The organism is Duganella flavida (assembly GCF_009857445.1).
GTDB classification, from domain to species: domain Bacteria; phylum Pseudomonadota; class Gammaproteobacteria; order Burkholderiales; family Burkholderiaceae_D; genus Rugamonas; species Rugamonas flavida.
Map to the genome: position 1 here is coordinate 130,004 of NZ_WWCN01000017.1, position 21,516 is coordinate 151,519.

A 21,516-nucleotide genomic window follows, 5' to 3' on the forward strand; every position below is an offset into this window, starting at 1 on the left:
TCCTTAGAAAGAGAAGCCGGCTTTATTGCGGCGCAGGTCGGCCTCCACCATCATCTGGCACAGCTGTTCCAGCGTGGTCGAAGGTTTCCAGCCCAATTCCTTGGTGGCCTTGGCCGGATCGCCGATCAGCAGCTCGACTTCCGCCGGGCGGTAGAACTTAGGATTCACGCGCACCAACACTTTGCCGGTTTTCTTGCAGGTGCCGATTTCGTGGTCGGCCTCGCCGCTCCACGCCAGCGCCACGTCGACCGCCTTGAACGCCATCGAGACAAAATCGCGCACGGTTTCGGTACGGTTGGTGGCCAGCACGTAGGTGTCCGGTTCATCGGCTTGCAGGATGCGCCACATGCCTTCCACGTATTCCTTGGCATAGCCCCAGTCGCGCTTAGCGTCGAGGTTGCCCAGTTCCAGCACGTCCAGCTGGCCGAGGTGGATCTTGGCGACCGAGTCGGTGATCTTGCGGGTGACGAATTCACGGCCGCGCAGTGGCGACTCGTGGTTGAACAGAATGCCCGAGCAGCCGAAGATGCCGTAGGACTCGCGGTAGTTGACCGTCATCCAGTGGGCGTACAGCTTGGCCACACCGTAGGGGCTGCGCGGGTAGAACGGCGTATCTTCCTTTTGCGGCACGGCTTGCACCTTGCCGAACATCTCGGAGGTCGACGCTTGATAGAAGCGGATTTGCGGATTCACGATGCGGATGGCTTCCAGCAGGTTCACCGGGCCGATGCCGGTGATCTCGGCGGTGGTAACCGGCTGCTCGAAGGACACGCCAACAAAACTCTGCGCGGCCAGGTTATACACCTCGTCCGGCTGGGCGTTTTGCAGCAGGCGGATGCTGGAACCGAGATCGGTCAGGTCGTACTCGACCAGATGCAGGTTCGGATGCGACTGGATGCCCAATTCCTCGATGCGCCAGAAATTGACCGAGCTGGTGCGGCGGTAAGTGCCAGTAACTTCATAGCCTTTTTCCAGCAGCAGCTGCGCCAGGTATGCGCCATCTTGGCCGGTGATGCCGGTAACCAGCGCTTTTTTTGTTTTCTGCATGGTGAATTACACATAGCTTATCTTAGTAACCCAACATTGTAACAGAGCGCTACAAGCGCATTTCTAACGAAAACCCGCGATTTACATCACTTACACATTGTTACAGGAGAAATAAATTCGGGGTCAGCTCTGTCAAATGGACATTTTGTCCGTTTGACAGAGCTGACCCCGAAGGTGAAACTAGTTTAAGCCTTGCGCTGGGCGACCGCGTCCACTACGCACAGGGCGGTCATGTTGACGATGCGGCGCACGGTGGCCGATGGCGTCAAAATGTGCACCGGCTTGGCGCAACCCAGCAGGATAGGACCCACCGCGATGCCGTTGCCGGCCGCCGTCTTCACCAGGTTGTAGGCGATGTTGGCCGATTCGATGTTCGGCATCACCAGCAGGTTGGCGTCGCCGGTCAGGGTCGAGCCTGGCATGATCTGGTTGCGCAGTTTCGAATCCAGGGCGGTGTCGCCGTGCATTTCGCCGTCCACTTCCAGCGACGGATCGCGCTGCTTGACCAACTCCAGCGCAGCGCGCATTTTGCGGGCCGAAGCGTTGTCGGACGAACCGAAGTTCGAATGCGAGAGCAGCGCGGCGCGCGGCGACAGGCCGAAGCGGCGCATTTCATCCGCAGCCATCACGGTGATCGCGGCCAGTTCGTTGGCGTCCGGGTTTTCGTTGACGTGGGTGTCGACCATCACCAGCTGGCGCTGCGGCAGCACCAGCACGTTCATGGCGGCGTACACGCAAGCGCCTTCGCGGCGGCCCAGCACCTGGTCGATGTAGTGCAGGTGCAGCTGGGTGGTGCCGAAGGTGCCGCAGATCATGCCGTCAGCGTCGCCCTTCTTGATCATCATGGCGCCGATCAGGGTATGACGGCGACGCATTTCCAGCTTGGCGTACTCTTGCGTGACGCCCTTGCGTGCGGTCAGCTCATAGTAATCCTGCCAGTAGTCGCGATAGCGCTCGTCGTGGTCAGGATTGATGACGTCGAAGTCCACGCCCTGCTTCAGGCGCAGGCCGAATTTGGTGATGCGCGATTCCAGCACCGCCGGACGGCCCACCAGGATAGGACGCGCCAGCTTCTCGTCGCACACCACTTGCACGGCGCGCAGCACGCGCTCTTCTTCGCCCTCGGCGTAGACGATGCGCTTGACGTCCAGCGGCGCTTTCTTAGCGACCTGGAACAGCGGCTTCATGAAGGTGCCCGAACGGTAGACGAACTGCTGCAGGCTTTCTTCGTAGGCGACCAGGTCCTTGATCGGACGGGTGGCAACGCCGGAATCTTCCGCCGCCTTGGCCACGGCCGGAGCGATCTTGGTCAGCAGGCGCGGATCGAACGGCATCGGGATCAGGTAGTCCGGACCAAACGACAGATTGGTGAAGCCGTAGGTGGTGGCCACGATATCCGACTGCTCGGCATGCGCCAGCTCGGCAATCGCGTGCACCACGGCGATTTCCATTTCGCGGGTAATCGTCGTCGCGCCGCAATCGAGCGCGCCGCGGAAGATGTACGGGAAGCACAGCACGTTGTTGACCTGGTTCGGGTAGTCCGAGCGGCCAGTGCACATGACGGCGTCGCCGCGCACGGCTTTGACCTCTTCCGGCAGGATTTCCGGATTCGGGTTGGCCAGCGCCAGGATCAGCGGGTTCGGCGCCATGGCCTTGACCATGTCTTGTTTCAGCACGCCACCAGCGGAGACGCCGAGGAAGATGTCTGCATCGGGAATGACTTCGGCCAGGGTGCGGGCGTCGGTTTCGCGGGCGAAGCGTTCCTTGTCCGGGTCCATCAGCTCGGTACGGCCTTTGTAGACCACGCCGGCCAGGTCGGTTACGTAGATGTTTTCCAGCGGGAAGCCGAGGTCGACGATCAGGTCCAGGCAGGCCAGCGCTGCAGCACCCGCGCCCGAGACCACCAGCTTACATTTTTTGATGTCTTTGCCGACCAGCGAGATGCCGTTCAGGATGGCTGCACCGACGATAATCGCAGTGCCGTGCTGATCGTCATGGAAGACTGGAATCTTCATGCGCTCGCGCAGCTTGCGCTCAATGGTGAAGCATTCCGGCGCTTTGATGTCTTCCAGATTCACGCCGCCGAAAGTCGGTTCCAGCGACGCGATGATGTCCACCAGCTTGTCTGGATCCTGCTCGTTGATTTCGATGTCGAACACATCGATGCCGGCGAATTTCTTGAACAGTACGCCCTTGCCTTCCATCACCGGCTTGGCGGCCAGCGGGCCGATATTGCCCAAGCCCAGCACGGCGGTGCCGTTGGTGATTACCGCTACCAGATTGCCGCGCGCCGTATATTTATAGGCGTTGGCCGGGTCGATGACGATTTCTTCGCAAGGCGCTGCCACGCCTGGGGAATAGGCCAGCGCCAGGTCGCGCTGGTTGGTCAGTTGCTTGGTCGGCGTTACGCTGATTTTGCCCGGGGTTGGGAACTCGTGGTACTCCAGCGCTGCAACGCGCAGTTGTTGACGAATTGCTTCTTTTTTCTCAGGTGACGAATCCATGTGCTTTACTGCCTTCCCATATTGTGCGATCGAAGGCCTATGATTTTATCAGACCAATTCTTTCAATTAAGTAGGTATTTTCACCAACTGTATTAACCTTTATCAGCATTTTTTATGAACATGGCGGGGGTTAGCCGAATTTTTGCAACAATGAACGACGGATAGGCGCAACATAATCAATTTTCCGAGACAATTAACTTTAACTATCGATTGATAAAATTTGATTGAAATTGTGGATATTTCACCATGCGAAGCGTGCTAATGCAGAATTCGACTAAGCTGATGCTATCCGCTATTCATCGGGAGCTCCTATGTCTGCCTTGATTGTTTCCAAGCGTTTGCCAGAGCCAGCCGGCGCCTCGCCGCAGGGCGCGGCGTGGCAGCAGCTGCTGCGCTGGCAAGAGAATGGCCAGCAACTGGCCTTTGTCTACACCCGCTCGCTGGGCGGGCTGATCCACACCGGCCAGGGCAAGCTGGACCAGCTGACGCTGGAAGCCGCCACCATCGCAGCCGGTGCCAGCAAACTGTACATCGTGCTGGCCGGCGCCTCGTATGAAGCCGGGCCGCAGCTGTTCTTCACGCCGAATTTGTTGAGCCGTTTCCACGTCAACGGCGTGGCGGTGCGGCTGGCCAACCATGACTGGCTATTCCTGTCCGACGAATCACTGCCGGCCATCGGCATGGAAAGCCTGCAAAGGCAGATTGAATAGGGGCGGTACAATACCGCCCATGCTTTCCGAATTCGACCTCATCAAAGAATACTTCCAGCGTCCCCACCATGCCGCGCGCGCTGCGCTCGGTATCGGCGACGATTGCGCCTTGATCGCGCCCACGCCTGGCATGCAGACCGCCATTTCCTCCGACATGCTGGTGGAAGGCCGCCACTTCTTCGCCGGCGAAGACCCGGTGCGGCTGGGCCACAAGGCGCTGGCCGTCAACCTGTCCGACCTGGCCGCCATGGGCGCGCGCCCGGTCGGCTTCACGCTGGCGCTGGCGCTGCCGGAGGCGAATCGCCACTGGCTGCAAGGCTTTTCGCAAGGCTTGTTTGCGCTGGCCGACGCTTTCAACATCGAGCTGATCGGCGGCGATACCACCAAGGGGCCGCTCAACATCTGCATCACTGTATTTGGCGAACTGCGTCCGGGCCAGGCCCTGCGCCGCAGCGCCGCCAAGCCCGGCGACGATATCTGGATTTCCGGCACGCTGGGCGACGCCCGCCTCGCACTGGCCGGCTATCGCAAGGAGTTCCCGCTGGATGAGGCCGCCCTACGCACCGCTGCCGTGCGCATGCACACGCCGGTGCCGCGCGTGGCATTGGGCGTGCTGCTGGCTGAGCAAGGCATCGCCCACGCGGCGATCGATATTTCGGACGGTTTGATTGGCGATCTCGGCCACATCCTCAAGCTGTCGCAAGTAGGCGCCACGCTGGATGTCGATGCGCTGCCAGCCGGCGATGTGCTGGTCACGCAGGAAACCGGCTTGCGCCGCGCCTACACGGCAGCAGGCGGCGATGACTACGAGCTGTGCTTCACAGCGCCAGCCTCATCGCGCGCGGCCATCAGCGCGGCGGCGGCCAGCGTGGCGACGGCGGTAACGCGCGTCGGGACGATCGATGCGGCAGGCGGCTTGCGTTTAGTGGATGCACAAGGCGCAGCGCTGGACCTCAAACTGTCCAGCTTCGATCACTTCACTTCCTGAAGCACGGTCACATCTTCGCCCGGCTTCCCGACCAGCTGGCCGCTGCCATGCATCACCCAGTAGTGATGGAAGGCCAGCCGGATATTGTCGCGTAGCTGGGTGTCGTCCCACGGCTTGGTGTAGAAGCGGTAGATGGCGCCGCGGTTGATCGAATCCAGCACCGCCTCCAGCCCCGTGTAGCCGGACAGGATGATGCGTATGGTCTCGGGATACATTTCCTTGACCTTGCTGAGGAACTCGGTGCCGCTCATCACCGGCATGCGCTGGTCGCACACCACCACCTGCACCGCATGCAGGGCCAGCAGTTCGAACGCTTCGGTCGGCGAGGCGGCGGTCAGGATCTGGTAACCGTCGCGCAGGAACAGGCGGTGCAGCGACGACAGCACATTCACATCATCATCGACAATCAGCAAAGTCTGCGCCGGCTGGCTGGCCGTGCCCGGCGCCGGCGGGAGGCTGTGCTCCGATTGCACCAACCGGCCCAGCTCGTCCGGCGGCAGCGGACGGCTGAAGAAGTAGCCCTGGATTTCATCGCAGCGGCTGCGGCGCAAATACTCCAGCTGGGCGCGCGTCTCCACCCCTTCCGCAATCACCTGCAGCTTGAGGCTGTGCGCCATGCTGATAATGGCCAGTGCAATCGCCGCATCGTTGGGATTGGTGGTGATTTCGCGCACGAAGGCGATGTCGATTTTCAGCTTGTCGATCGGGAAGCGCTGTAAATAGGCCAGAGAGGAATAGCCGGTGCCGAAGTCGTCAATCGCCACCTTGATGCCCAGCGATTTCAGGTTTTTCAGCACGGTGATGGTGCGCTCGGCGTGGGACATCAGCGCAGTTTCGGTCAGTTCCAGTTCCAGCAATTCCGGCGGCACATTGTGGCGGCGCAGCGCGTCGCGCACCGTCAGCTCAAGGTCGCCTTCCACGAACTGGCGGCTGGCAACGTTGACCGCCACCCGCACCGGACCGGTGCCATCGTGCAGCCACGCGGCGATCTGCTTGCAGGCGGCATCGATGATCCAGCCGCCCACACGCACCACCAGTCCCGTTTCTTCCAGCACCGGCACGAACTCGGCCGGATAGACCAGGCCAAAGCCGGGCCGCTGCCAGCGCAGCAGCGCCTCCACGCCGGCAATCGCACCGGTGTGCAGGTTGACCTTGGGCTGGTAGTGCAGGCGCAGCTCGTGGTTGTCGAAGGCGCGGCGCAGCGCCAGCTCCATGTCGAGGCGCGCCAGCACTTGCACATTCATGCCGGCGGTGAAGAAGCGGTAGCCGTCGCGCCCGGCCTGCTTGGCGCGCGACATGGCGGTGTCGGCGTACTTGACCAGCGTTTCCGGATCGGTGGCGTCGTCGGGATACATGGCGATGCCGATGCTGGCGCTGAGCACGGCCTGCTGGCCATCCAGGTCGAAGGGCTGGCGCAGCGCGTCACGCACTTCGTTAGCGGCGTGGACGGCGTCCTGCTGGTCGCGGCTCATGGTGATGATCAGCGCGAATTCGTCGCCGCCGAGGCGGCCGGCGGTGTCGCGGATGCGCACGCATTGCACCAGGCGGTTGCTGAACTGGCGCAGCAAATCGTCGCCGCGCGATGTGCCCAGCGTATCGTTGATGCCCTTGAAGCGGTCCAGCCCGACAAACAGCACGGCGATGCGCCAGGCCTTGTCCTGCGCCAGCGCGATGGTGTCGCCCAGCGCCTTGAAGAACAGGGTGCGGTTGGGCAGGCCGGTCAGGCTGTCATAGTGGGCCATGCGCTGTAGCAGTTCTTCCGACTGGCGCCGCTCGCTGATGTCGCGCGCCACGCCCAGCATCACCGACGGCTGGCCGGGACGTTGCAGCAACTGCCAGTACAGCTCGACCGGCACCGAGATCAGGTCGCTGCGCATCAGCTCCAGCTCGGCCAGTTCCGGCGAGCGGGGCTGGCCGACGGCGGTAGCGTAGGCCGCTAGCCGCTCGGCCTGCTTGCGCAAGGCGTCCGGCGAGCCGAGGCCAAGCCGGCTGGCGCTGTGGCCCAGCATCTCGCCGCGCGGATAGCCCAGCATGCGGCAGGCGCCATCGTTGACGTCCACCAGGTCGGCGCTGTCGATGTCGAGCAGGAAGATGGCGTCGGCGGTGGCGTCCATGGCGCTGCGGAAGCGCTGCAGTTCGGCGGTCCGTTCGCGCACGGTTTGTTCGAGGCGGGCGTTGTAATCGCGCTCGCGGTTGTGCAGTAACCGCATCTCCAGCATGTTGCGGATGCGCGTCAACGTCTCTATCGGATCGAAAGGCTTGCTGATGAAATCGCGCGCGCCGGCCTCGAAAGCACGCAGTTTATGGTCGGGCTGGGCGGTGACGACCAGCACCGGCAGCCAGCCATCCGGCTCATGCTGTTTGAGTGCATCCATCACGTCGAAGCCGCTCATGCCGGGCATTTGCAGGTCGAGGATGATGAGGTCGTAGCGGTGCTTGGCGTGCCAGCCAGCGACCACGCGCGGGTCGGTGGTAGAGCTGACGGCCTTGTAGCCGGTCGAGTTGAGCAAGTACTCCAATAATTCGACATTAACCGGCTGATCGTCGACGATCAGGATGCGGGCGTGATGGATGTCGGTCTGACTGATCATTTCGCCTCCGAGGGAACTAGCTCATCAGTTACTTTAGCAGCCTGCACCGGAAGTGGCGCACGGTTGCCACTATAACAAATTTCCGTGCACCACTGGCATCGATTATGAAGTGCATGGTACAGTGGCTGCAAAGCCCCGGAACTAGCGAAGGAGTAGCCATGAGTAACAGCGACACCATCCTCGACCTCGCCGCGCAGGTCGGCAAAGCACTACAGGACAAGGGCTTGATCCTGGCCACCGCCGAGTCGTGCACCGGCGGCGGCGTGGCCCAGGCCATCACCGAAATCGCCGGCTCGACCGCCTGGTTCGATTGCGGCTTCATCACCTATTCCAACGCCTCCAAGACCGAAATGCTGGACGTGTCCACCTCGCTGATCGCGCAGATGGGCAGCGTGTCGGAAGAAGTGGCGGCGGCCATGGCCAGCGGCGCGCTGGGCTCCAGCAATGCGCACATCGCGGTCTCGACCACCGGCATCGCCGGCCCCACCGGCGCGGTGCCGGGCAAGCCAGTGGGCACCGTGTGCTTTGGCTGGGCAAATGCCGACACCGTCCACACCGAGCGGCTGGTATTCAGCGGCGACCGCCGCGCGGTGCGCGAGCAAACCGTGATCCACGCCCTGCAGGGCCTGCTGCGCTTCATTAATTAGGCCAGCCGGTTGCCTTCGCGCGGCAAAACAATTACTCTCGACGCATTCACAAGCGATTCAGGAGTAGTTGATGCAAAACACGGTACATTTTATTCTCCAGGGTAAAGGCGGCATCGGCAAGACGCTGGTCTCGACCATCCTTGCGCAATGGATCGCGGGCAAGGACTTGGCCGAAGGCCAGCAGCCGCTGCGCTGCTACGATACCGACCAGGAGAATGCGACCTTCTCGCGCTACAAGGCGATGAACGTCAAGCATGTGCCGGTAATGACCGACAGCCGCACCATCGACAACAAGCGCTTCGACGCGCTGATGATCGACCTGCTGGAAGAAGAAGGCAACTGCGTGATCGACAACGGCGCCAATACCTTCTCGCCGCTGATGGGCTACCTGATCGAGAACGACTGCTTTGCGCTGCTGCAGGAATCGGGCCGCAAGGTCTACATCCACACCATCGTCGGCGGCGGCGATACGCTGCACGACACCGCCATGGGCTTTGTCTCCACCGCCAAGGCCACCTCGGTGCCGCTGGTGCTGTGGGAGAACGAACACTTCGGCCTGCTGCAATCGGCGGCCGGCAAGCAATTCATCGAATCGCAAACCTATGCCGACAACGCGCAGCGCGTGGTGGGCCGCGTGGTGCTGTCGGCGCGCAATGCCGACACCTTCGGCGCCGACATCAAGAAAATGAACACGGCGCGCCTGACCGCCACCGAAGTGCGCGAGAGCGACAAATTCAACGTGATGGAAAAGCAGCGCATCAAGGTGGTGTTCCGCGACCTGTTCGAGCAACTCGACAACGTGCAGTGGTAAGCCGGCATGGACCAGCAAAAGCTGCGCACCCTCGTATTTGAAAAGACCGGCGTCCGCATCGATGTGGACGACCCGGTGTTCGCGCTGGTGGCGCTGAACGAGGCGGTGCTGGAAGAAGCGGTGGAACGCCACATCGCGCGCATCGACGCTGCTTCCGCCAACTTGCTGCAGCAGGCCCAGCACCATGGCCACGGCCACGCTGCGGCGGAGCACCCGCCCGGCTACGTGCCGACGCCGTCCGCCGGCATGGTGCGACCGATCGCGACCCAGACCGCTGCGATCACTCCGCGCGAACTGCGCCTGCTAGGCGCCGCCGCCGGCATCGCCCTCGCCACCGCCCTGATCGTGCTAGGCGGCCAGGCCGCCTTCCATAACAATGGCCTGACACCGGAGCAAACTCTAGCCCTGCAAAAAGCTGAGAAACTGGAACAAGCGATCCAGAAGCTCGATCCGAAAACCCGCGCAGAACTGGAAGCGGCACTGCAAAAATAAGGAACGTTATGCACTTTGAAGTCCCTAAAGCAAAGACCTTCAAGGAATTCGGCAGCGAGTACCTGATGATCGTAGTCAGTATCATCACGGCGCTGGCGCTGGAGCATACCGTGCAGACGCTGCATCACAGCCACCAGGCCCACGAGGCGGCGAGCAAGATCGACGCCGAGATCCAGGTCAACATCAAGGAGCTCGATACCACGCTGACCCACAATAATGCGCAGGTAGCCAAGCTGGAATCGCTGCGCACCGAACTGCTGGCCGGCATCCATGACAAGACCGATGAGCCGGCGCTGATCAAGCAGCTGAACCTGAAGGACCGCCTCAGCCTGGCCGTGCACGTGCCCTCCTTGCGGCGCGAGGCATGGGAAGTAGCGGTGGCCAGCCAGGCCGTCAGCTGGATGCCGCGCGAACAACTGGAACGCTATTCCAGCGTGTACGCCGGCATGCGCGACATGCAGGCGATCAGTCTCAGCGGCACCAACAATTTCCTCAATGGCCCGCAAATGCAGGACACCATCAGCAATCTGCAAATGGGCCAAACCGACACCAAGGCCCTGTACCGCACGCTGCGCCAGATGATAGGTGCCTACGAAAGCATCGACGGCAACCTGCAAGGCTTGCGCGACGACCTCGCCAAGAGCACCAAGGCCGAATAACGACTGCCCCGGCAGTTTGTGCTAACATATGAACACCTATTCATTTGTTAGCAATCATGAGCTGCCAGCACGACTACTCCACCTGCGATCCCCAGATCGCCCAATTGGCTGACTTATTCCACCTGCTCGGTGATCCGACGCGCCTGCGCATCGTGCTGGCCTGTATGCCGGCGCCGATTGCCGTCTCCGAGATCGCCGCTACACTGGAACTGAGCGGCTCGCTGGTCAGCCACCACCTGCGCCTGCTGCGCGCCGCCCGCATCGTCAAATCCGAACGCCAGGGCAAGCAAGTTTTCTACTCCGCCGCCGATGCCCATATCAGCGGCGTACTCAACGATATGCTGGAACATATCGCCGAACCTTCCACCGGGACCGAAGCATGAGCAAGCACCACGACCATCACCACCATGATCACGATCACGATCATGACCACCACCATGGCCACGATCATGGCCACAGCCATGCCCACGGCCACCATCATCACCACGGCGACCCGAACACTATGGGCCGCGCGTTTGCCATCGCCATCGTGCTCAACACGGTGTTCGTGGCGATCGAATTTTTCTACGGCTTCCTGGCCAACTCCACCGCGCTGATGGCCGATGCCGGCCACAACCTGTCCGACGTGCTGGGCCTGATGCTGGCCTGGGGCGCGGCCATCCTCGCCAAACGTGCCCCAAATAACCAGTACACCTACGGCCTGCGCAGCACTTCGATGCTGGCCGCGCTGTTCAACGCCATGCTGCTGATGGCGGCCTGCGGCGGTATCGCTTGGGAAGCCGTGCAGCAGCTGACACATCCGGAGCCGGTGGCCGGCCTGACGGTGTCGGTGGTGGCTGGTGTCGGCATCCTGATTAACGGCTTCTCGGCCTGGCTGTTCATGTCCGGCAGCAAGGACGACATCAACATCCGCGGCGCCTACCTGCACATGGCGGCCGATGCCGCCATCTCGCTGGGCGTGCTGGTCGCCGGTGTGATCGTGCGCTACAGCGGCTGGAACTGGCTGGACCCGCTGGTCAGTATGATCATCGTGGCGTTTATTGTGATCAGTACCTGGTCGCTGCTCAAGCAGTCGCTGCGCATGATGCTGGCCGCCGTGCCGGACAATGTGGACCGTAGCAAGATCGAGCAATTCCTGCGCAAGCAGCCGGGTGTGAGCGAGGTGTGCGACCTGCACATCTGGGCCATGAGCACTACCGAGAATGCGCTGACCGCACAGCTGGTGACGCCGTCCGGCTATCCAGGCGACGCGGCGATCGACGCCATCAGCAAGGAACTGCGCGAGGAATTCTCGATCCAGCACAGCACCCTGCAAATCCGCCTCGGCGCCAGCGAGCAGGAGTGCTGTTTAAAAACGCCGGCAGCCGAACCCGTCAGCGCTCACGCCCACGCACACTAATCCGCCAGATTGGCATACAGGGCGGTACTCAGGTACCGCTCGCCAAACGACGGGATGATCGTGACGATAATCTTGTTCGCATTCTCCGGCCGCAGCGCCACTTGCAGCGCTGCCCACAGCGCGGCGCCGGAGGAGATCCCCACCAGCAGTCCTTCCTCGCGCGCCGCCCGGCGTGCCGTGTCAAACGCATCGTCGTTCGACACGCAGACAATCTCGTCGTAGATCTTGGTGTTGAGCACGCCCGGCACGAAGCCAGCGCCTATGCCCTGGATCGGGTGCGGGCCCTTGGTGCCCTTGGACAAAATCGGTGACGCTTCTGGTTCCACCGCCACGCAGCGGAACTCTGGCTTGCGCGCCTTGATCGCTTCGCCCACGCCAGTGATGGTGCCGCCGGTGCCGATGCCGGCCACCAGAATGTCGACGCGGCCATCCGTATCGTTCCAAATTTCTTCCGCCGTGGTGCGACGGTGCACGTCCGGGTTGGCCGGATTATTGAACTGCTGCGGCATCAGGTAGCGTGGATCGGACGCGGCCAGCTCGTCGGCGCGACGGATCGCGCCCATCATGCCCTCGCTGCCCGGCGTGAGCACCAGCTCGGCGCCGTAGGCACGCAGCAGCATGCGCCGTTCGCGGCTCATAGTGTCCGGCATGACCAGGGTGCAGCGATAGCCGCGCGCCGCACACACCATGGCCAGTGCGATGCCGGTGTTGCCGCTGGTCGGTTCAAGGATGATGGTGTCGGGCCGGATCTGGCCGCCCGCTTCGGCAGCTTCAATCATGGACAGCCCGATGCGGTCTTTCACGCTGTGGGCCGGATTGCAGTATTCGAGCTTGGCGAGGATTTGGGCAGTGCTGCCCTTGTTCAGGCGGTTCAGCCGCACCAGGGGGGTGTGGCCGACCAGTGCGGTGACGTCGTTGGCAATCTTCATGAAGAACCTCCGAGTTCGGGACGGAGGTTCCAGTCTACGCTTTTATTTGACGTCCACCAGTTCTACGTCGAAGATCAAGGCCGAATTCGGCGGGATGTTGCTGCCGGGACTCGGACGCGAACCGTAGGCCAGGTCGGACGGAATGATCAGGGTACGCTTGCCGCCCACCTTCATGCCCTTGATGCCCTGGTCCCAGCCCTTGATCACGCGGCCGGCGCCCAGCACGAAGTCGAGCGGCTCACCGCGCGGGATCGAGGTATCGAACAGCTTGCCGTGCATCTGCTTGGCCAGCGGACGGTACAGCCAGCCCGAGTAGTGCATGTAGACGGTGGCGCCGGTGGTGGCTTCCTTGCCGGTGCCGACCACGGTATCGGTGATGATCAGCTGCTCGGCAGCCGGGCCCGGCGTGGCCGAGCCAACCACGACCGGCGCAGCAGGGGCAGCTGGCGCGGCAGCAGGCTGGGCCAATTGCTGTGCTTGGGCGAAGGCCGCAGCCAGCAAGATTGCAACGAAAACGGCACTACGCTTCATGTGGATTCTTTCGATGAGTTCTGTAGACAACTCGGAATGATAACAAACTAGACGGCCTCTGGGGACGTAGTTGGCAGTGCATCATCGGCCAAGCGGCGCAGCGCGTGGCCGGCGGCCACCATGCCGAAGGTGGCGGTAACCACCATCGCCGAGCCGAAGCCGGCGCAATTGAGGCCGGTGACGCCGCCATTGCGGTCGTCGCCATCGACCGTGCAGACCTCGCCGGTTTCCGGGAATTTCAGCGGCTCCATCGAGAACACGGCGTCGATGTGGAACTTGGTCTTCTCGCCGCGCGGGAAACCGTACTGGGCGCGCATGATCTTGCGCACTTTTTTCAGCAGCGGTTCCTGCTCGGTCCTGGCCAGGTCGCGCACCGAGATTTGTGCGGCGTCGGTCTTGCCGCCGGCGCTGCCGATGGTGATCACCGGCATATCGTGACGGCGGGCCCAGGCCAGCATGGCGGCCTTGGCTTTGACGGAGTCGGTGGCGTCGATCAGGTAATCGTACTGGCCAGCGCCCATCATCTGTTCGAGGTTGTCCGGCTCGACAAACTCCTCGATCTGGTTGACCTTGCAGAATGGGTTGATCTGGGCGATGCGCTCAGCTAATGCCGTAATCTTGGCCATGCCGACGGTGCTGCTCAGGGCCTGGATCTGGCGGTTGATATTCGACTCGGCCACGTTATCGAGGTCGATCAGCGTGAGCTGGCCGATGGCGCTGCGCGCCAGCGCCTCGACTATCCACGAACCAACGCCGCCCACACCGACCACGCAAACGTGGGCGGTGCGGAAACGTTCCAGCGCGTGCGCGCCGTACAGGCGGGCAATGCCGCCGAAACGCCGCTCGAAGTCGACGTCGTCAAACTGGGAAGAAGGAAGGCTGTTCATCCCGCCATTTTAACGGACAGCGGCACAATCAATGCTAATATCAAATTTGACAACATTCGTCCAAGAAAGGTTTGCCATGCGCCTGTGCTTGCCGCTCCTCCTCTGTTGCGCCACCGCCGTCGCCGCCGTGCCGGACCAGCAAGACCAAGACATGTTGCGTAATCTGCGCGGCAACCTGGCGCGCTCCTTTGAGCTGTCGCCGGAATTGCCGCTGGATGCCGAACTGCGCGCCAGCGCGACCGCCCTCAGCGCCGCCCACCTCGAACGCATCAACGCCCTGCTGCCGGCCTGGCTGGCGGAAGAACGCCAGCAGCAAATCGCCAGCGGCAAGCAAAACGAGCAGTGGTATCCGCTGTTCGCGACATGGGCGCGGGTGCTGAACGAACTGGCGCTATGGCAGCTGGAGCCGGGCGACACCGCCTACGAGCAAACCACGCTGGCCGTGATAGCCAGCGCACCGCAAGCGTGCAAGCTGCACAGCGATCCCCGTTTCACCGACTACGCCAGCCGCATCGCCCGCATCCAGCAACTGCCGGCGGCCCAGCGGCCAGCGATGCTGGCGGCCGAACGCGAACTGCTGGCGCACTGGGGCAAGCCTCGTCCGGCACCGGCCGCGTGGCCCGAGCCGCTGCCGCAGGACGCCGCGCAGGCCCTGCTCAACTCGAATGCCAAAGACCGGCCAGCCCTGCCGCCGATGTTGGCCATGCAGCTGCTGGTCGATAAGAAAAACTACGCCACCTTCGCACCCGAAGACCAATGCCTGTTGCAGCAATGGTGGCTCAAGCGCAGTCTGCAACAGGGCGTGGCGCCGGCGGCCGCCCTGAATGCTTTCCGCTATGGCACTCTGATCAGCGTCGATATGCGCTTTGCCGGCATGTTCGAACCGGCGGCCGCCAACGGCAAGCCGCCCTACCCGCCCATCGCCACCCGCTTCCATGCTGAGGGCGCCACCGTCGGGCAAGTCAAGCTGCAGCAAGCGAGTGTGGTGGAGCGCAAGATCACCGTGCCGGGCATCCGCGGCGTGCGGCCAGTGGCGTTTGAAACCCTGTTCGACGCGCCAACGCTGAAGTACGCGCAGGACAGCAAGCTGCCCAAATTCCAGCTGGTATGGAAACTGGAGGACACCCAGCCATGACATCCCTGATCCGCAAACTCTTGCCGTCACTGCTGCTATGCGTCGCCGCGAGCGCTGGCGCCGCCGAAGAATCGCCCATCACCACGCAAGCCATCCAGGCCTTCTGGTGGGGCGACTTTGCCGCGCTGGAGCAGCAAAACGCCGCGCTGCGCCAGCCCGGCCACGTCAACAGCGAGGGCGTACTGGATCTGGAATGGTTCCGCATCGGCGTGAACCGGGTGGTCGACAACAGCAGCAACGAGGCCTACTTGCAGGAGCTGGAAAAGCTGACGCTGCAGTGGGCCAAAGAGCATCCACAATCGGCGCTGGCCCATATCCTGTACGCCCAGGTGCTGGTAGCGCACGGCTGGGCCTATCGCGGCACCGGCTTCGTCAAGGATGTGCCGCCGGAGGCATGGAAGGATTTCGAAAACTACCAGCACCGCGCCGCCCAGTACCTGCTGGAACACGCCGATGTCGCGCTGACCGACAGCTACGGCCACGCGGTCCTGCTCAACATCGCCAAGACCATGAACTGGGACGACCAGCAAATCTGGGACATCCTCAACGACGGCCTGAAGCGCAATCCGGACGATACCAGCCTGTACTTCACCGCCCTGACCGGCCTGCTGCCCAAGTGGGGCGGCGACAACAAGCGGCTGGACCGCTTCATCCGCAAGGCCACCGAGCAGACCAAGGCGCAATTCGGCAGCGGCATGTATTCGCGCCTGTACTCGGCAGCGGCGGATGACGACTACGGCCACGCCCTGTTCGAAGACAGCCACGTCGACTGGCCGACCATGAAGCAAAGCTATGAAGATATGCTCTCACGCTACCCCAGCACCGGCCGCCGCAACCGCTACGCCCACATGGCCTGTTTAGCCAAAGATAAAGCCACGCTGCTGGCCCAGTTCGATCTGCTGGGCAAGCAGCTCAAGCCCGATGCCTGGGGCCCGAACGGCGAGCGCAGCCTCGAAAGCTGCCAGCGCTGGGCCAGGCAGGGCTAAGGAGGGCGAAGTATTTTAGAATATGCCTATTACCAGCCAGAGCCCCTACGCCATGAGCACTACTTTGTTCGACACCGCCCCAGATTTCAGCCAGCCGATCGCTGTACTGAAGCATTGCCACGACCGCATCCGCAAGCAGCTGCAAACCATGCAGAACTTACTCGGTCACTTGCCCAAGCACGGCGCCGACGCTGAGGCGCAGCAGGCTGCGCAGGCGGTGCTCAAGTATTTCAACAAGGCCGCCCACCTGCACCATGAGGACGAGGAGCAAAACCTGATCCCGATGCTGCAGGCTACCGCGCGTGAGGCCGATGCCGCCCTGCTCGCCGAGCTGGTGCCCGGCATCCTGGCTGGCCACCAGCAGATGGATAAGGACTGGTCTATAATCAAATCGCAACTTGAGCAGATTGCCAATGGCGCCAGCTCTACCCTCTCCGCCAATGATGTGACCCGTTTCTGCGACACCTACGCGGTCCACATGGTGGTGGAGGAAAGCAATATCGCGCCGATGGCCAAGCGCCTGTTCAGCGCCGAGCAAATGGCGCAGCTGGGCAGCGCGATGCAGGTGCGGCGCGGGATTACCCCCGACCTGCCGATCAGCCAGGTGCCCGAACAACAAGCCGCGCCGAGCAACAACACCGTGGCCGACGGCGTGGTACTGGCGGATCTGCGCCTCGATTACGGCCGCGCCAGCCTGACGGAACATGATGTGCTAGACGATCCGATCGCCCAGTTCGGCAAGTGGTTTGAGGAAGCCTTGCACGCCAAGGTGAACGAGCCCAACGCGATGAGCGTGGCCACGGTCGATGCGGACGGCAAGCCGAGCTCGCGCATCGTCCTGATCAAACAATACGATAGCCGGGGCTTTACCTGGTACACCAATTACGAAAGCCAGAAAGGCCAGCAATTGCGCGCCAATCCGCACGCGGCGTTGTTATTCTTTTGGAGTGAGCTGGAACGGCAGGTGCGTATCGAAGGCAAGGTGGTGCAAACCGCCGCCGAAGAGAGCGACAAGTATTTCTACAGCCGTCCGGTGAAGAGCCAGATCGCTGCCATCGCTTCGCAGCAGAGTGCGCCCATCGCCAACCGCGAGCTGATGGAAATCAACTACGAGGCGGCTGCGGCAGCCAGCGGCGAGCATCCGGTGCGGCCGGCGCACTGGGGCGGCTTCCGCCTCGATCCGGAGCGGATTGAATTCTGGCAGGGGCGCCGCTCGCGCTTCCATGACCGGATCGTGTATGTGAAACAAGCAGATGGCAGCTGGGTGAAGGAACGCCTGCAACCGTAGGCGCGCCGCCCTCCCGCCAGCGCGGTGAGGAGGGTATCTTGTTCTTGCAGAATCAACTCAGCCACTGGATCTCCGGCATGCGCGAGCAGCTCACGCTGCCGCTGCGCATCGAATTGTGGAACGGCCAGCAGGTCGACCTGTCCAGCGAAGCGCCGCGCGTGACCATCCGCCTGCCCAACGTGGCAGCAGCGCGCTATCTGCTGACGCCGTCGCTGTCGAATCTCGGCGCGGCTTATGTGGAGGGAGCGATTGAGGTCAAGGGCAAGGCGCGCGATATGATCGCCGTGGTCAATGCGCTGGCGCGCACGTCGCTCAAGGCCGAAGGCAAGTTCGCGCGGCTGGTGCGCACCATCAGCCACAACAAGCAGAAGGATGCCGAGGCCATCCGCTATCACTACGACGTCTCCAATGAGTTCTACCAGCAGTTCCTCGATCCGCGCATGGTGTATTCCTGCGCCTATTTCGAGGATGGCGATGAAGACCTGGCCGCCGCCCAGCTCAAGAAGATCGACCACATCCTGCGCAAGATCGAACTGCAGCCGAACCAGACCTTGCTCGACATCGGTTGCGGCTGGGGCGCGCTGGTTATCCGCGCCGCCCAGCAGTACCAGGCGCGCTGCGTCGGCGTCACGCTGTCGGAAAACCAGTTCGCGCTGGCGCAGCAGCGCGTGCGCGAGGCCGGGCTCGAACATCTGGTCGACATCCGCTTGCAGGATTACCGTGATGTGCGCGGCCAGTTCGACCGCATCACCAGCGTCGGCATGTTCGAGCATGTGGGCTTGCGTCACCTGACCGAGTATTTCGCCACCATCCACCAGTTGCTGGCGCCCGATGGCGTGGTGATGAACCACGGCATCACCACCACCGATCCCGACAACGGCGAAACGCCCTACGGCGGCGGTGAATTCATCGAGAAATATGTGTTCCCACACGGCGAGCTGGCCCACATCGGCCACGTGCTGAAGGCCATGCAGCAAGGCGCGCTGGAAGTCAGCGACGTGGAAAACCTGCGCCGCCACTACGCCCGCACCTGCGCCATCTGGACCGATAATTTCGAGGCGAATGGCGAGCAGGTGCGCGCGCTGGGCGGCGACAAGCGCTACCGCATCTGGCACGTGTATCTGGCTGGCTGCGCCTACGCGTTTGAGCAGGATTGGATCAGCCTGTACCAGATCGTCGGCCGCAAGGCGAGCCAGCGCGCGGCAGCGCTGCCGTGGTCGCGCAAGCACATGTATCCAGCGGCTATTTGACGCGGTTGGCGTAAGTCTTTTTGAACTTGTCCACCTTGGGCGCCACCACGAAGGCGCAGTAACCCTGCATCGGGTGCTGGCGGAAGTAGTCCTGATGATAGTCCTCGGCCCGGTAGAACACCTGGGCCGGGGCCAGTTCGGTGACGATGGGCGCGTCCCACACGTGAGCCATTTCCGCGATCACCTGGCGGGCCATGGCTTCCTGCTGCGGCGACAGGGCGTAGATCACGGAGCGGTATTGGGTGCCGACGTCGTTGCCTTGCCGGTTGAGGGTGGTCGGGTCGTGGATGGTGAAGAAGATTTCCAGCAAATCGCGATAGGTGATCACGGCCGGATCGAATTCCAGCTTGATCACTTCCGCGTGGCCAGTCTCGCCGGCGCACACTTGCTCATAGATGGGGTGTTCGGTTTGGCCACCGGTATAGCCGGAGACGACCGACGTCACGCCCTTCACTTCCATGTACACCGCCTCGGTGCACCAGAAGCAGCCGCCGCCCAGTATCGCCGTTTCCGTCATGACTCCCCCTTTAGCTAGAAGACTCACCCATACAGCCACTGTAACGCAAACCTCGGCAATTCGCTATCGGCGCACAAACTTTGGCATAATGACAGACCATGAACACCTCTTCCCCACGCGCCGACGAGCGCAGCTTCGATACCGCCCATTTCCGCCAGGCGCTGGGCCAGTTCGCCACGGGCGTGACCATTATCACCACCCGCCTCGCCGACGGCACGTTCCGCGGCCTGACCGCCAGTTCCTTCAATTCGGTGTCGCTGGATCCGCCGCTGGTGCTGTGGAGCTTGTCCAACAACGCCAACAGCATGCCCATCTTTACCGGCAATTCACATTATGTGATCAATGTGCTGAATGCCGAACAAGCCCACCTGGCCAAGCGCTTTGCCACCCGTGGCATCGACCCGTGGGAAGGGCTGGAATACGAGCTGTCGCGTACCGGCCAGCCCATCATCAAGGGCGTGTCAGCGTGGTTTGAATGCCATAACCGTAGCCGCTATCCTGAGGGAGATCACGTGATTTTCGTTGGCGAAGTGGAATTCTGCGAGTTTTCGCCTTGCCCTCCCCTGATTTTCCATAGCGGCCAGTTCGCCGGTCTGGGCTAAAAACGGAAATTGGTGTCGCTCTTTGAAAAGCGCGCACCGGGGCGGCGGCATAGAATGCTGGCAGCATTCATCATAATGAGAGACTATCTATGAGCCAAGCCCGCGCCCAATTCCACTGGGATGACCCTCTGCTGCTGGACCAGCAACTGACCGACGATGAGCGCATGGTGCGCGACGCCGCTGCCGCCTATTGCCAGGACAAGCTGCAACCGCGCATTCTTGAAGCCTTCCGCCACGAACAGATGGATATTTCCATCTTCCGCGAGATGGGCGACCTGGGCCTGCTGGGCCCAACCATTCCCGAACAATACGGCGGCCCCGGCCTGAATTACGTGGCCTACGGCCTGATCGCGCGCGAAGTCGAGCGCGTCGATTCCGGCTACCGCTCGATGATGAGCGTGCAGTCCTCGCTGGTGATGGTGCCGATCTACGAGTTCGGCACCGAAGCGCAAAAACAGAAATACCTGCCGAAACTGGCCACTGGTGAGTGGATCGGCTGCTTCGGCCTGACCGAGCCTAACCACGGCTCCGATCCGGGTTCGATGATTACCCGCGCCAAGAAAGTGGCGGGCGGCTATGCGCTGAGCGGCGCCAAGATGTGGATCACCAATTCGCCAGTGGCGGATGTGTTCGTGGTCTGGGCCAAGGACGATGAAGGCGCGATTCGCGGCTTCGTGCTGGAAAAAGGCATGGCTGGTTTGAGCGCGCCTGCAATTCACGGCAAGTTCGGCCTGCGTGCTTCGATCACCGGCGAAATCGTCATGGATAACGTGTTTGTGCCGGAAGAGAACGCCTTCCCGGATGTGCGCGGTTTGAAGGGTCCGTTCACCTGCCTGAACTCGGCCCGCTACGGTATCGCCTGGGGCGCATTGGGCGCGGCGGAATCGTGCTGGCACACGGCGCGCCAGTATGTGATGGACCGCGAGCAGTTCGGCCGTCCGTTGGCTGCGAACCAGCTGATCCAGAAGAAGCTGGCGGATATGCAGACTGAAATCACCATGGGACTGCAAGGCTGCCTGCGTTTAGGCCGCATGAAGGATGAAGGCACGGCGGCGGTTGAGATTACCTCGATGATGAAGCGTAACTCGTGCGGCAAGTCGCTGGATGTGGCACGCATGGCGCGTGACATGCTGGGCGGGAATGGTATCTCGGATGAGTTTGGCATCATCCGTCACATGGTGAACCTGGAAGTGGTCAACACTTACGAGGGCACACATGACATTCATGCGCTCATCCTGGGACGAGCGCAAACGGGCATTCAGGCCTTCCAATAAAAAAACCGCTGCCTAGTGAACTGAACCCCAAGAGTTGGACACCAACTCTTGGGGTTTTTTAATGACCAAATTCAATGAGCGCTTGAAGCTATCGGTAGTAAAGCAGTGCCTATCAGGTAAAAGTACGTATGCCGAGGTTGCGCGTCGCAATGGCGTTTCGGAAACGGTTGCGAGGTCGTGGGTGGCCTTTTATGAACGCCATGGCGTAGCAGGATTGCGTCAGAAGTTTGAGCACTATGATGCGCAGTTCCGGCTTCAGGTATTGAAGC

Annotated in this window: 22 protein-coding genes; 15 read left to right on the forward strand and 7 right to left on the reverse strand. The window is 62.0% G+C overall.

Features of this window, described 5'->3' with window-relative positions; translation table 11 throughout:
- Positions 1-3 precede the first annotated feature (3 nt).
- Together gmd and GTP46_RS23700 are read right to left on the reverse strand one after the other, a co-directional pair.
- A complete protein-coding gene (gene gmd, locus GTP46_RS23695; protein ID WP_161009092.1) occupies positions 4-1,047 on the reverse strand; it encodes a GDP-mannose 4,6-dehydratase in 1,044 nt (347 codons plus the stop codon).
- A gap of 185 nt (positions 1,048-1,232) precedes the next feature.
- Positions 1,233-3,551: an NADP-dependent malic enzyme gene (locus GTP46_RS23700; RefSeq protein WP_161009093.1), complete on the reverse strand. Its 2,319-nt coding sequence runs from the start codon at positions 3,549-3,551 to the stop codon at positions 1,233-1,235.
- 311 nt (positions 3,552-3,862) lie between these two features.
- Here GTP46_RS23700 and GTP46_RS23705 point away from each other — a divergent pair, with 311 nt between their 5' ends.
- Together GTP46_RS23705 and thiL are read left to right on the forward strand one after the other, a co-directional pair.
- Entirely contained in the window at positions 3,863-4,261 is a 399-nt protein-coding gene (locus GTP46_RS23705) for a hypothetical protein (protein ID WP_161009094.1), read from the forward strand.
- A 19-nt stretch (positions 4,262-4,280) separates the two neighbouring features.
- Positions 4,281-5,249, forward strand: coding sequence for a thiamine-phosphate kinase (gene thiL / locus GTP46_RS23710; RefSeq protein WP_161009095.1), 969 nt, complete (start codon positions 4,281-4,283; stop codon positions 5,247-5,249).
- Here the strand turns inward: thiL and GTP46_RS23715 are convergent.
- Positions 5,234-7,840, reverse strand: a complete 2,607-nt coding sequence (locus GTP46_RS23715; protein WP_161009096.1) for an EAL domain-containing protein — start codon at positions 7,838-7,840, stop codon at positions 5,234-5,236. The two genes, thiL and GTP46_RS23715, sit on opposite strands and share 16 nt — an antisense overlap.
- Positions 7,841-7,998: 158 nt before the next feature.
- Between GTP46_RS23715 and GTP46_RS23720 the strand changes: the two genes are divergently transcribed.
- The 6 genes from GTP46_RS23720 (at position 7,999) to GTP46_RS23745 (ending at position 11,848) form a co-directional block, all read left to right on the forward strand.
- Complete coding sequence (locus GTP46_RS23720) at positions 7,999-8,487, forward strand: CinA family protein (RefSeq protein ID WP_161009097.1); 489 nt, start codon at positions 7,999-8,001, stop codon at positions 8,485-8,487.
- A gap of 70 nt (positions 8,488-8,557) precedes the next feature.
- Positions 8,558-9,298: a P-loop NTPase family protein gene (locus GTP46_RS23725; RefSeq protein WP_161009098.1), complete on the forward strand. Its 741-nt coding sequence runs from the start codon at positions 8,558-8,560 to the stop codon at positions 9,296-9,298.
- Positions 9,299-9,304: 6 nt separating this feature from the next.
- Positions 9,305-9,790, forward strand: a complete 486-nt coding sequence (locus GTP46_RS23730) for a hypothetical protein (RefSeq protein ID WP_161009099.1) — start codon at positions 9,305-9,307, stop codon at positions 9,788-9,790.
- A gap of 8 nt (positions 9,791-9,798) precedes the next feature.
- Positions 9,799-10,449, forward strand: coding sequence for a hypothetical protein (locus GTP46_RS23735; RefSeq protein WP_161009100.1), 651 nt, complete (start codon positions 9,799-9,801; stop codon positions 10,447-10,449).
- 56 nt (positions 10,450-10,505) lie between these two features.
- Positions 10,506-10,832: an ArsR/SmtB family transcription factor gene (locus GTP46_RS23740; protein ID WP_161009101.1), complete on the forward strand. Its 327-nt coding sequence runs from the start codon at positions 10,506-10,508 to the stop codon at positions 10,830-10,832.
- A complete protein-coding gene (locus GTP46_RS23745) occupies positions 10,829-11,848 on the forward strand; it encodes a cation diffusion facilitator family transporter (protein WP_161009102.1) in 1,020 nt (339 codons plus the stop codon). The genes GTP46_RS23740 and GTP46_RS23745 overlap by 4 nt, the downstream gene beginning before the upstream one ends.
- Here the strand turns inward: GTP46_RS23745 and cysK are convergent.
- The 3 genes from cysK to GTP46_RS23760 are packed head-to-tail and all read right to left on the reverse strand — an operon-like array spanning position 11,845 to position 14,195.
- The gene (gene cysK, locus GTP46_RS23750) at positions 11,845-12,777 is read right to left on the reverse strand and encodes a cysteine synthase A (RefSeq protein WP_161009103.1); all 933 of its coding nucleotides are present in this window, start codon (positions 12,775-12,777) and stop codon (positions 11,845-11,847) included. The genes GTP46_RS23745 and cysK overlap by 4 nt on opposite strands.
- A 42-nt stretch (positions 12,778-12,819) precedes the next feature.
- A complete protein-coding gene (locus GTP46_RS23755) occupies positions 12,820-13,308 on the reverse strand; it encodes an FKBP-type peptidyl-prolyl cis-trans isomerase (protein ID WP_161009104.1) in 489 nt (162 codons plus the stop codon).
- A 47-nt stretch (positions 13,309-13,355) separates the two neighbouring features.
- Positions 13,356-14,195, reverse strand: a complete 840-nt coding sequence (locus tag GTP46_RS23760) for a tRNA threonylcarbamoyladenosine dehydratase (protein ID WP_161009105.1) — start codon at positions 14,193-14,195, stop codon at positions 13,356-13,358.
- 88 nt (positions 14,196-14,283) lie between these two features.
- On the opposite strand from GTP46_RS23760, the gene GTP46_RS23765 reads away from it, so the two are divergent.
- Genes GTP46_RS23765 through GTP46_RS23780 form a run of 4 tightly spaced genes read left to right on the forward strand, consistent with a single transcriptional unit; the run spans position 14,284 to position 18,854 of the window.
- On the forward strand, positions 14,284-15,330 hold the full coding sequence (locus tag GTP46_RS23765; protein WP_161009106.1) for a hypothetical protein: 1,047 nt from the start codon (positions 14,284-14,286) through the stop codon (positions 15,328-15,330).
- Positions 15,327-16,316 carry a DUF4034 domain-containing protein gene (locus tag GTP46_RS23770; protein ID WP_161009107.1) on the forward strand — a complete coding sequence of 330 codons (990 nt, stop codon included), beginning with the start codon at positions 15,327-15,329 and terminating at the stop codon, positions 16,314-16,316. Before GTP46_RS23765 ends, GTP46_RS23770 begins: the two co-directional genes overlap by 4 nt.
- A gap of 52 nt (positions 16,317-16,368) precedes the next feature.
- Positions 16,369-17,604 carry a pyridoxamine 5'-phosphate oxidase gene (gene pdxH, locus GTP46_RS23775; protein WP_161009108.1) on the forward strand — a complete coding sequence of 412 codons (1,236 nt, stop codon included), beginning with the start codon at positions 16,369-16,371 and terminating at the stop codon, positions 17,602-17,604.
- Positions 17,605-17,642: 38 nt separating this feature from the next.
- Positions 17,643-18,854, forward strand: a complete 1,212-nt coding sequence (locus GTP46_RS23780; protein WP_161009109.1) for a class I SAM-dependent methyltransferase — start codon at positions 17,643-17,645, stop codon at positions 18,852-18,854.
- On the opposite strand, the gene msrA is transcribed toward GTP46_RS23780, so the two are convergent.
- On the reverse strand, positions 18,847-19,371 hold the full coding sequence (msrA, locus tag GTP46_RS23785) for a peptide-methionine (S)-S-oxide reductase MsrA (RefSeq protein ID WP_161009110.1): 525 nt from the start codon (positions 19,369-19,371) through the stop codon (positions 18,847-18,849). The two genes, GTP46_RS23780 and msrA, sit on opposite strands and share 8 nt — an antisense overlap.
- A 98-nt stretch (positions 19,372-19,469) precedes the next feature.
- Between msrA and GTP46_RS23790 the strand changes: the two genes are divergently transcribed.
- The 3 genes from GTP46_RS23790 to GTP46_RS23800 form a co-directional block, all read left to right on the forward strand.
- Positions 19,470-19,973 (forward strand): flavin reductase family protein, encoded by a 504-nt coding sequence (locus GTP46_RS23790; protein ID WP_161009111.1) that lies wholly within the window; start codon positions 19,470-19,472, stop codon positions 19,971-19,973.
- A gap of 89 nt (positions 19,974-20,062) precedes the next feature.
- On the forward strand, positions 20,063-21,247 hold the full coding sequence (locus GTP46_RS23795; RefSeq protein ID WP_161009112.1) for an acyl-CoA dehydrogenase: 1,185 nt from the start codon (positions 20,063-20,065) through the stop codon (positions 21,245-21,247).
- A 61-nt stretch (positions 21,248-21,308) separates the two neighbouring features.
- A partial coding sequence (locus tag GTP46_RS23800; protein WP_161009113.1) for a transposase occupies positions 21,309-21,516 on the forward strand: 208 nt, incomplete at its 3' end.

Coding starts and splice junctions, on each gene's coding strand:
- GTP46_RS23720 (WP_161009097.1), top strand. CDS start 7,999: ATGAGTAACAGCGACACCATCCTCGACCTCGCCGCGCAGGTCGGCAAA.
- GTP46_RS23700 (WP_161009093.1), bottom strand. CDS start 3,551: ATGGATTCGTCACCTGAGAAAAAAGAAGCAATTCGTCAACAACTGCGC.
- GTP46_RS23730 (WP_161009099.1), top strand. CDS start 9,305: ATGGACCAGCAAAAGCTGCGCACCCTCGTATTTGAAAAGACCGGCGTC.
- GTP46_RS23740 (WP_161009101.1), top strand. CDS start 10,506: ATGAGCTGCCAGCACGACTACTCCACCTGCGATCCCCAGATCGCCCAA.
- GTP46_RS23770 (WP_161009107.1), top strand. CDS start 15,327: ATGACATCCCTGATCCGCAAACTCTTGCCGTCACTGCTGCTATGCGTC.
- gmd (WP_161009092.1), bottom strand. CDS start 1,047: ATGCAGAAAACAAAAAAAGCGCTGGTTACCGGCATCACCGGCCAAGAT.
- GTP46_RS23745 (WP_161009102.1), top strand. CDS start 10,829: ATGAGCAAGCACCACGACCATCACCACCATGATCACGATCACGATCAT.
- GTP46_RS23795 (WP_161009112.1), top strand. CDS start 20,063: ATGAGCCAAGCCCGCGCCCAATTCCACTGGGATGACCCTCTGCTGCTG.
- GTP46_RS23760 (WP_161009105.1), bottom strand. CDS start 14,195: ATGAACAGCCTTCCTTCTTCCCAGTTTGACGACGTCGACTTCGAGCGG.
- pdxH (WP_161009108.1), top strand. CDS start 16,369: ATGAGCACTACTTTGTTCGACACCGCCCCAGATTTCAGCCAGCCGATC.
- thiL (WP_161009095.1), top strand. CDS start 4,281: ATGCTTTCCGAATTCGACCTCATCAAAGAATACTTCCAGCGTCCCCAC.
- msrA (WP_161009110.1), bottom strand. CDS start 19,371: ATGACGGAAACGGCGATACTGGGCGGCGGCTGCTTCTGGTGCACCGAG.
- GTP46_RS23790 (WP_161009111.1), top strand. CDS start 19,470: ATGAACACCTCTTCCCCACGCGCCGACGAGCGCAGCTTCGATACCGCC.
- GTP46_RS23725 (WP_161009098.1), top strand. CDS start 8,558: ATGCAAAACACGGTACATTTTATTCTCCAGGGTAAAGGCGGCATCGGC.
- GTP46_RS23755 (WP_161009104.1), bottom strand. CDS start 13,308: ATGAAGCGTAGTGCCGTTTTCGTTGCAATCTTGCTGGCTGCGGCCTTC.
- GTP46_RS23735 (WP_161009100.1), top strand. CDS start 9,799: ATGCACTTTGAAGTCCCTAAAGCAAAGACCTTCAAGGAATTCGGCAGC.
- GTP46_RS23705 (WP_161009094.1), top strand. CDS start 3,863: ATGTCTGCCTTGATTGTTTCCAAGCGTTTGCCAGAGCCAGCCGGCGCC.
- cysK (WP_161009103.1), bottom strand. CDS start 12,777: ATGAAGATTGCCAACGACGTCACCGCACTGGTCGGCCACACCCCCCTG.
- GTP46_RS23715 (WP_161009096.1), bottom strand. CDS start 7,840: ATGATCAGTCAGACCGACATCCATCACGCCCGCATCCTGATCGTCGAC.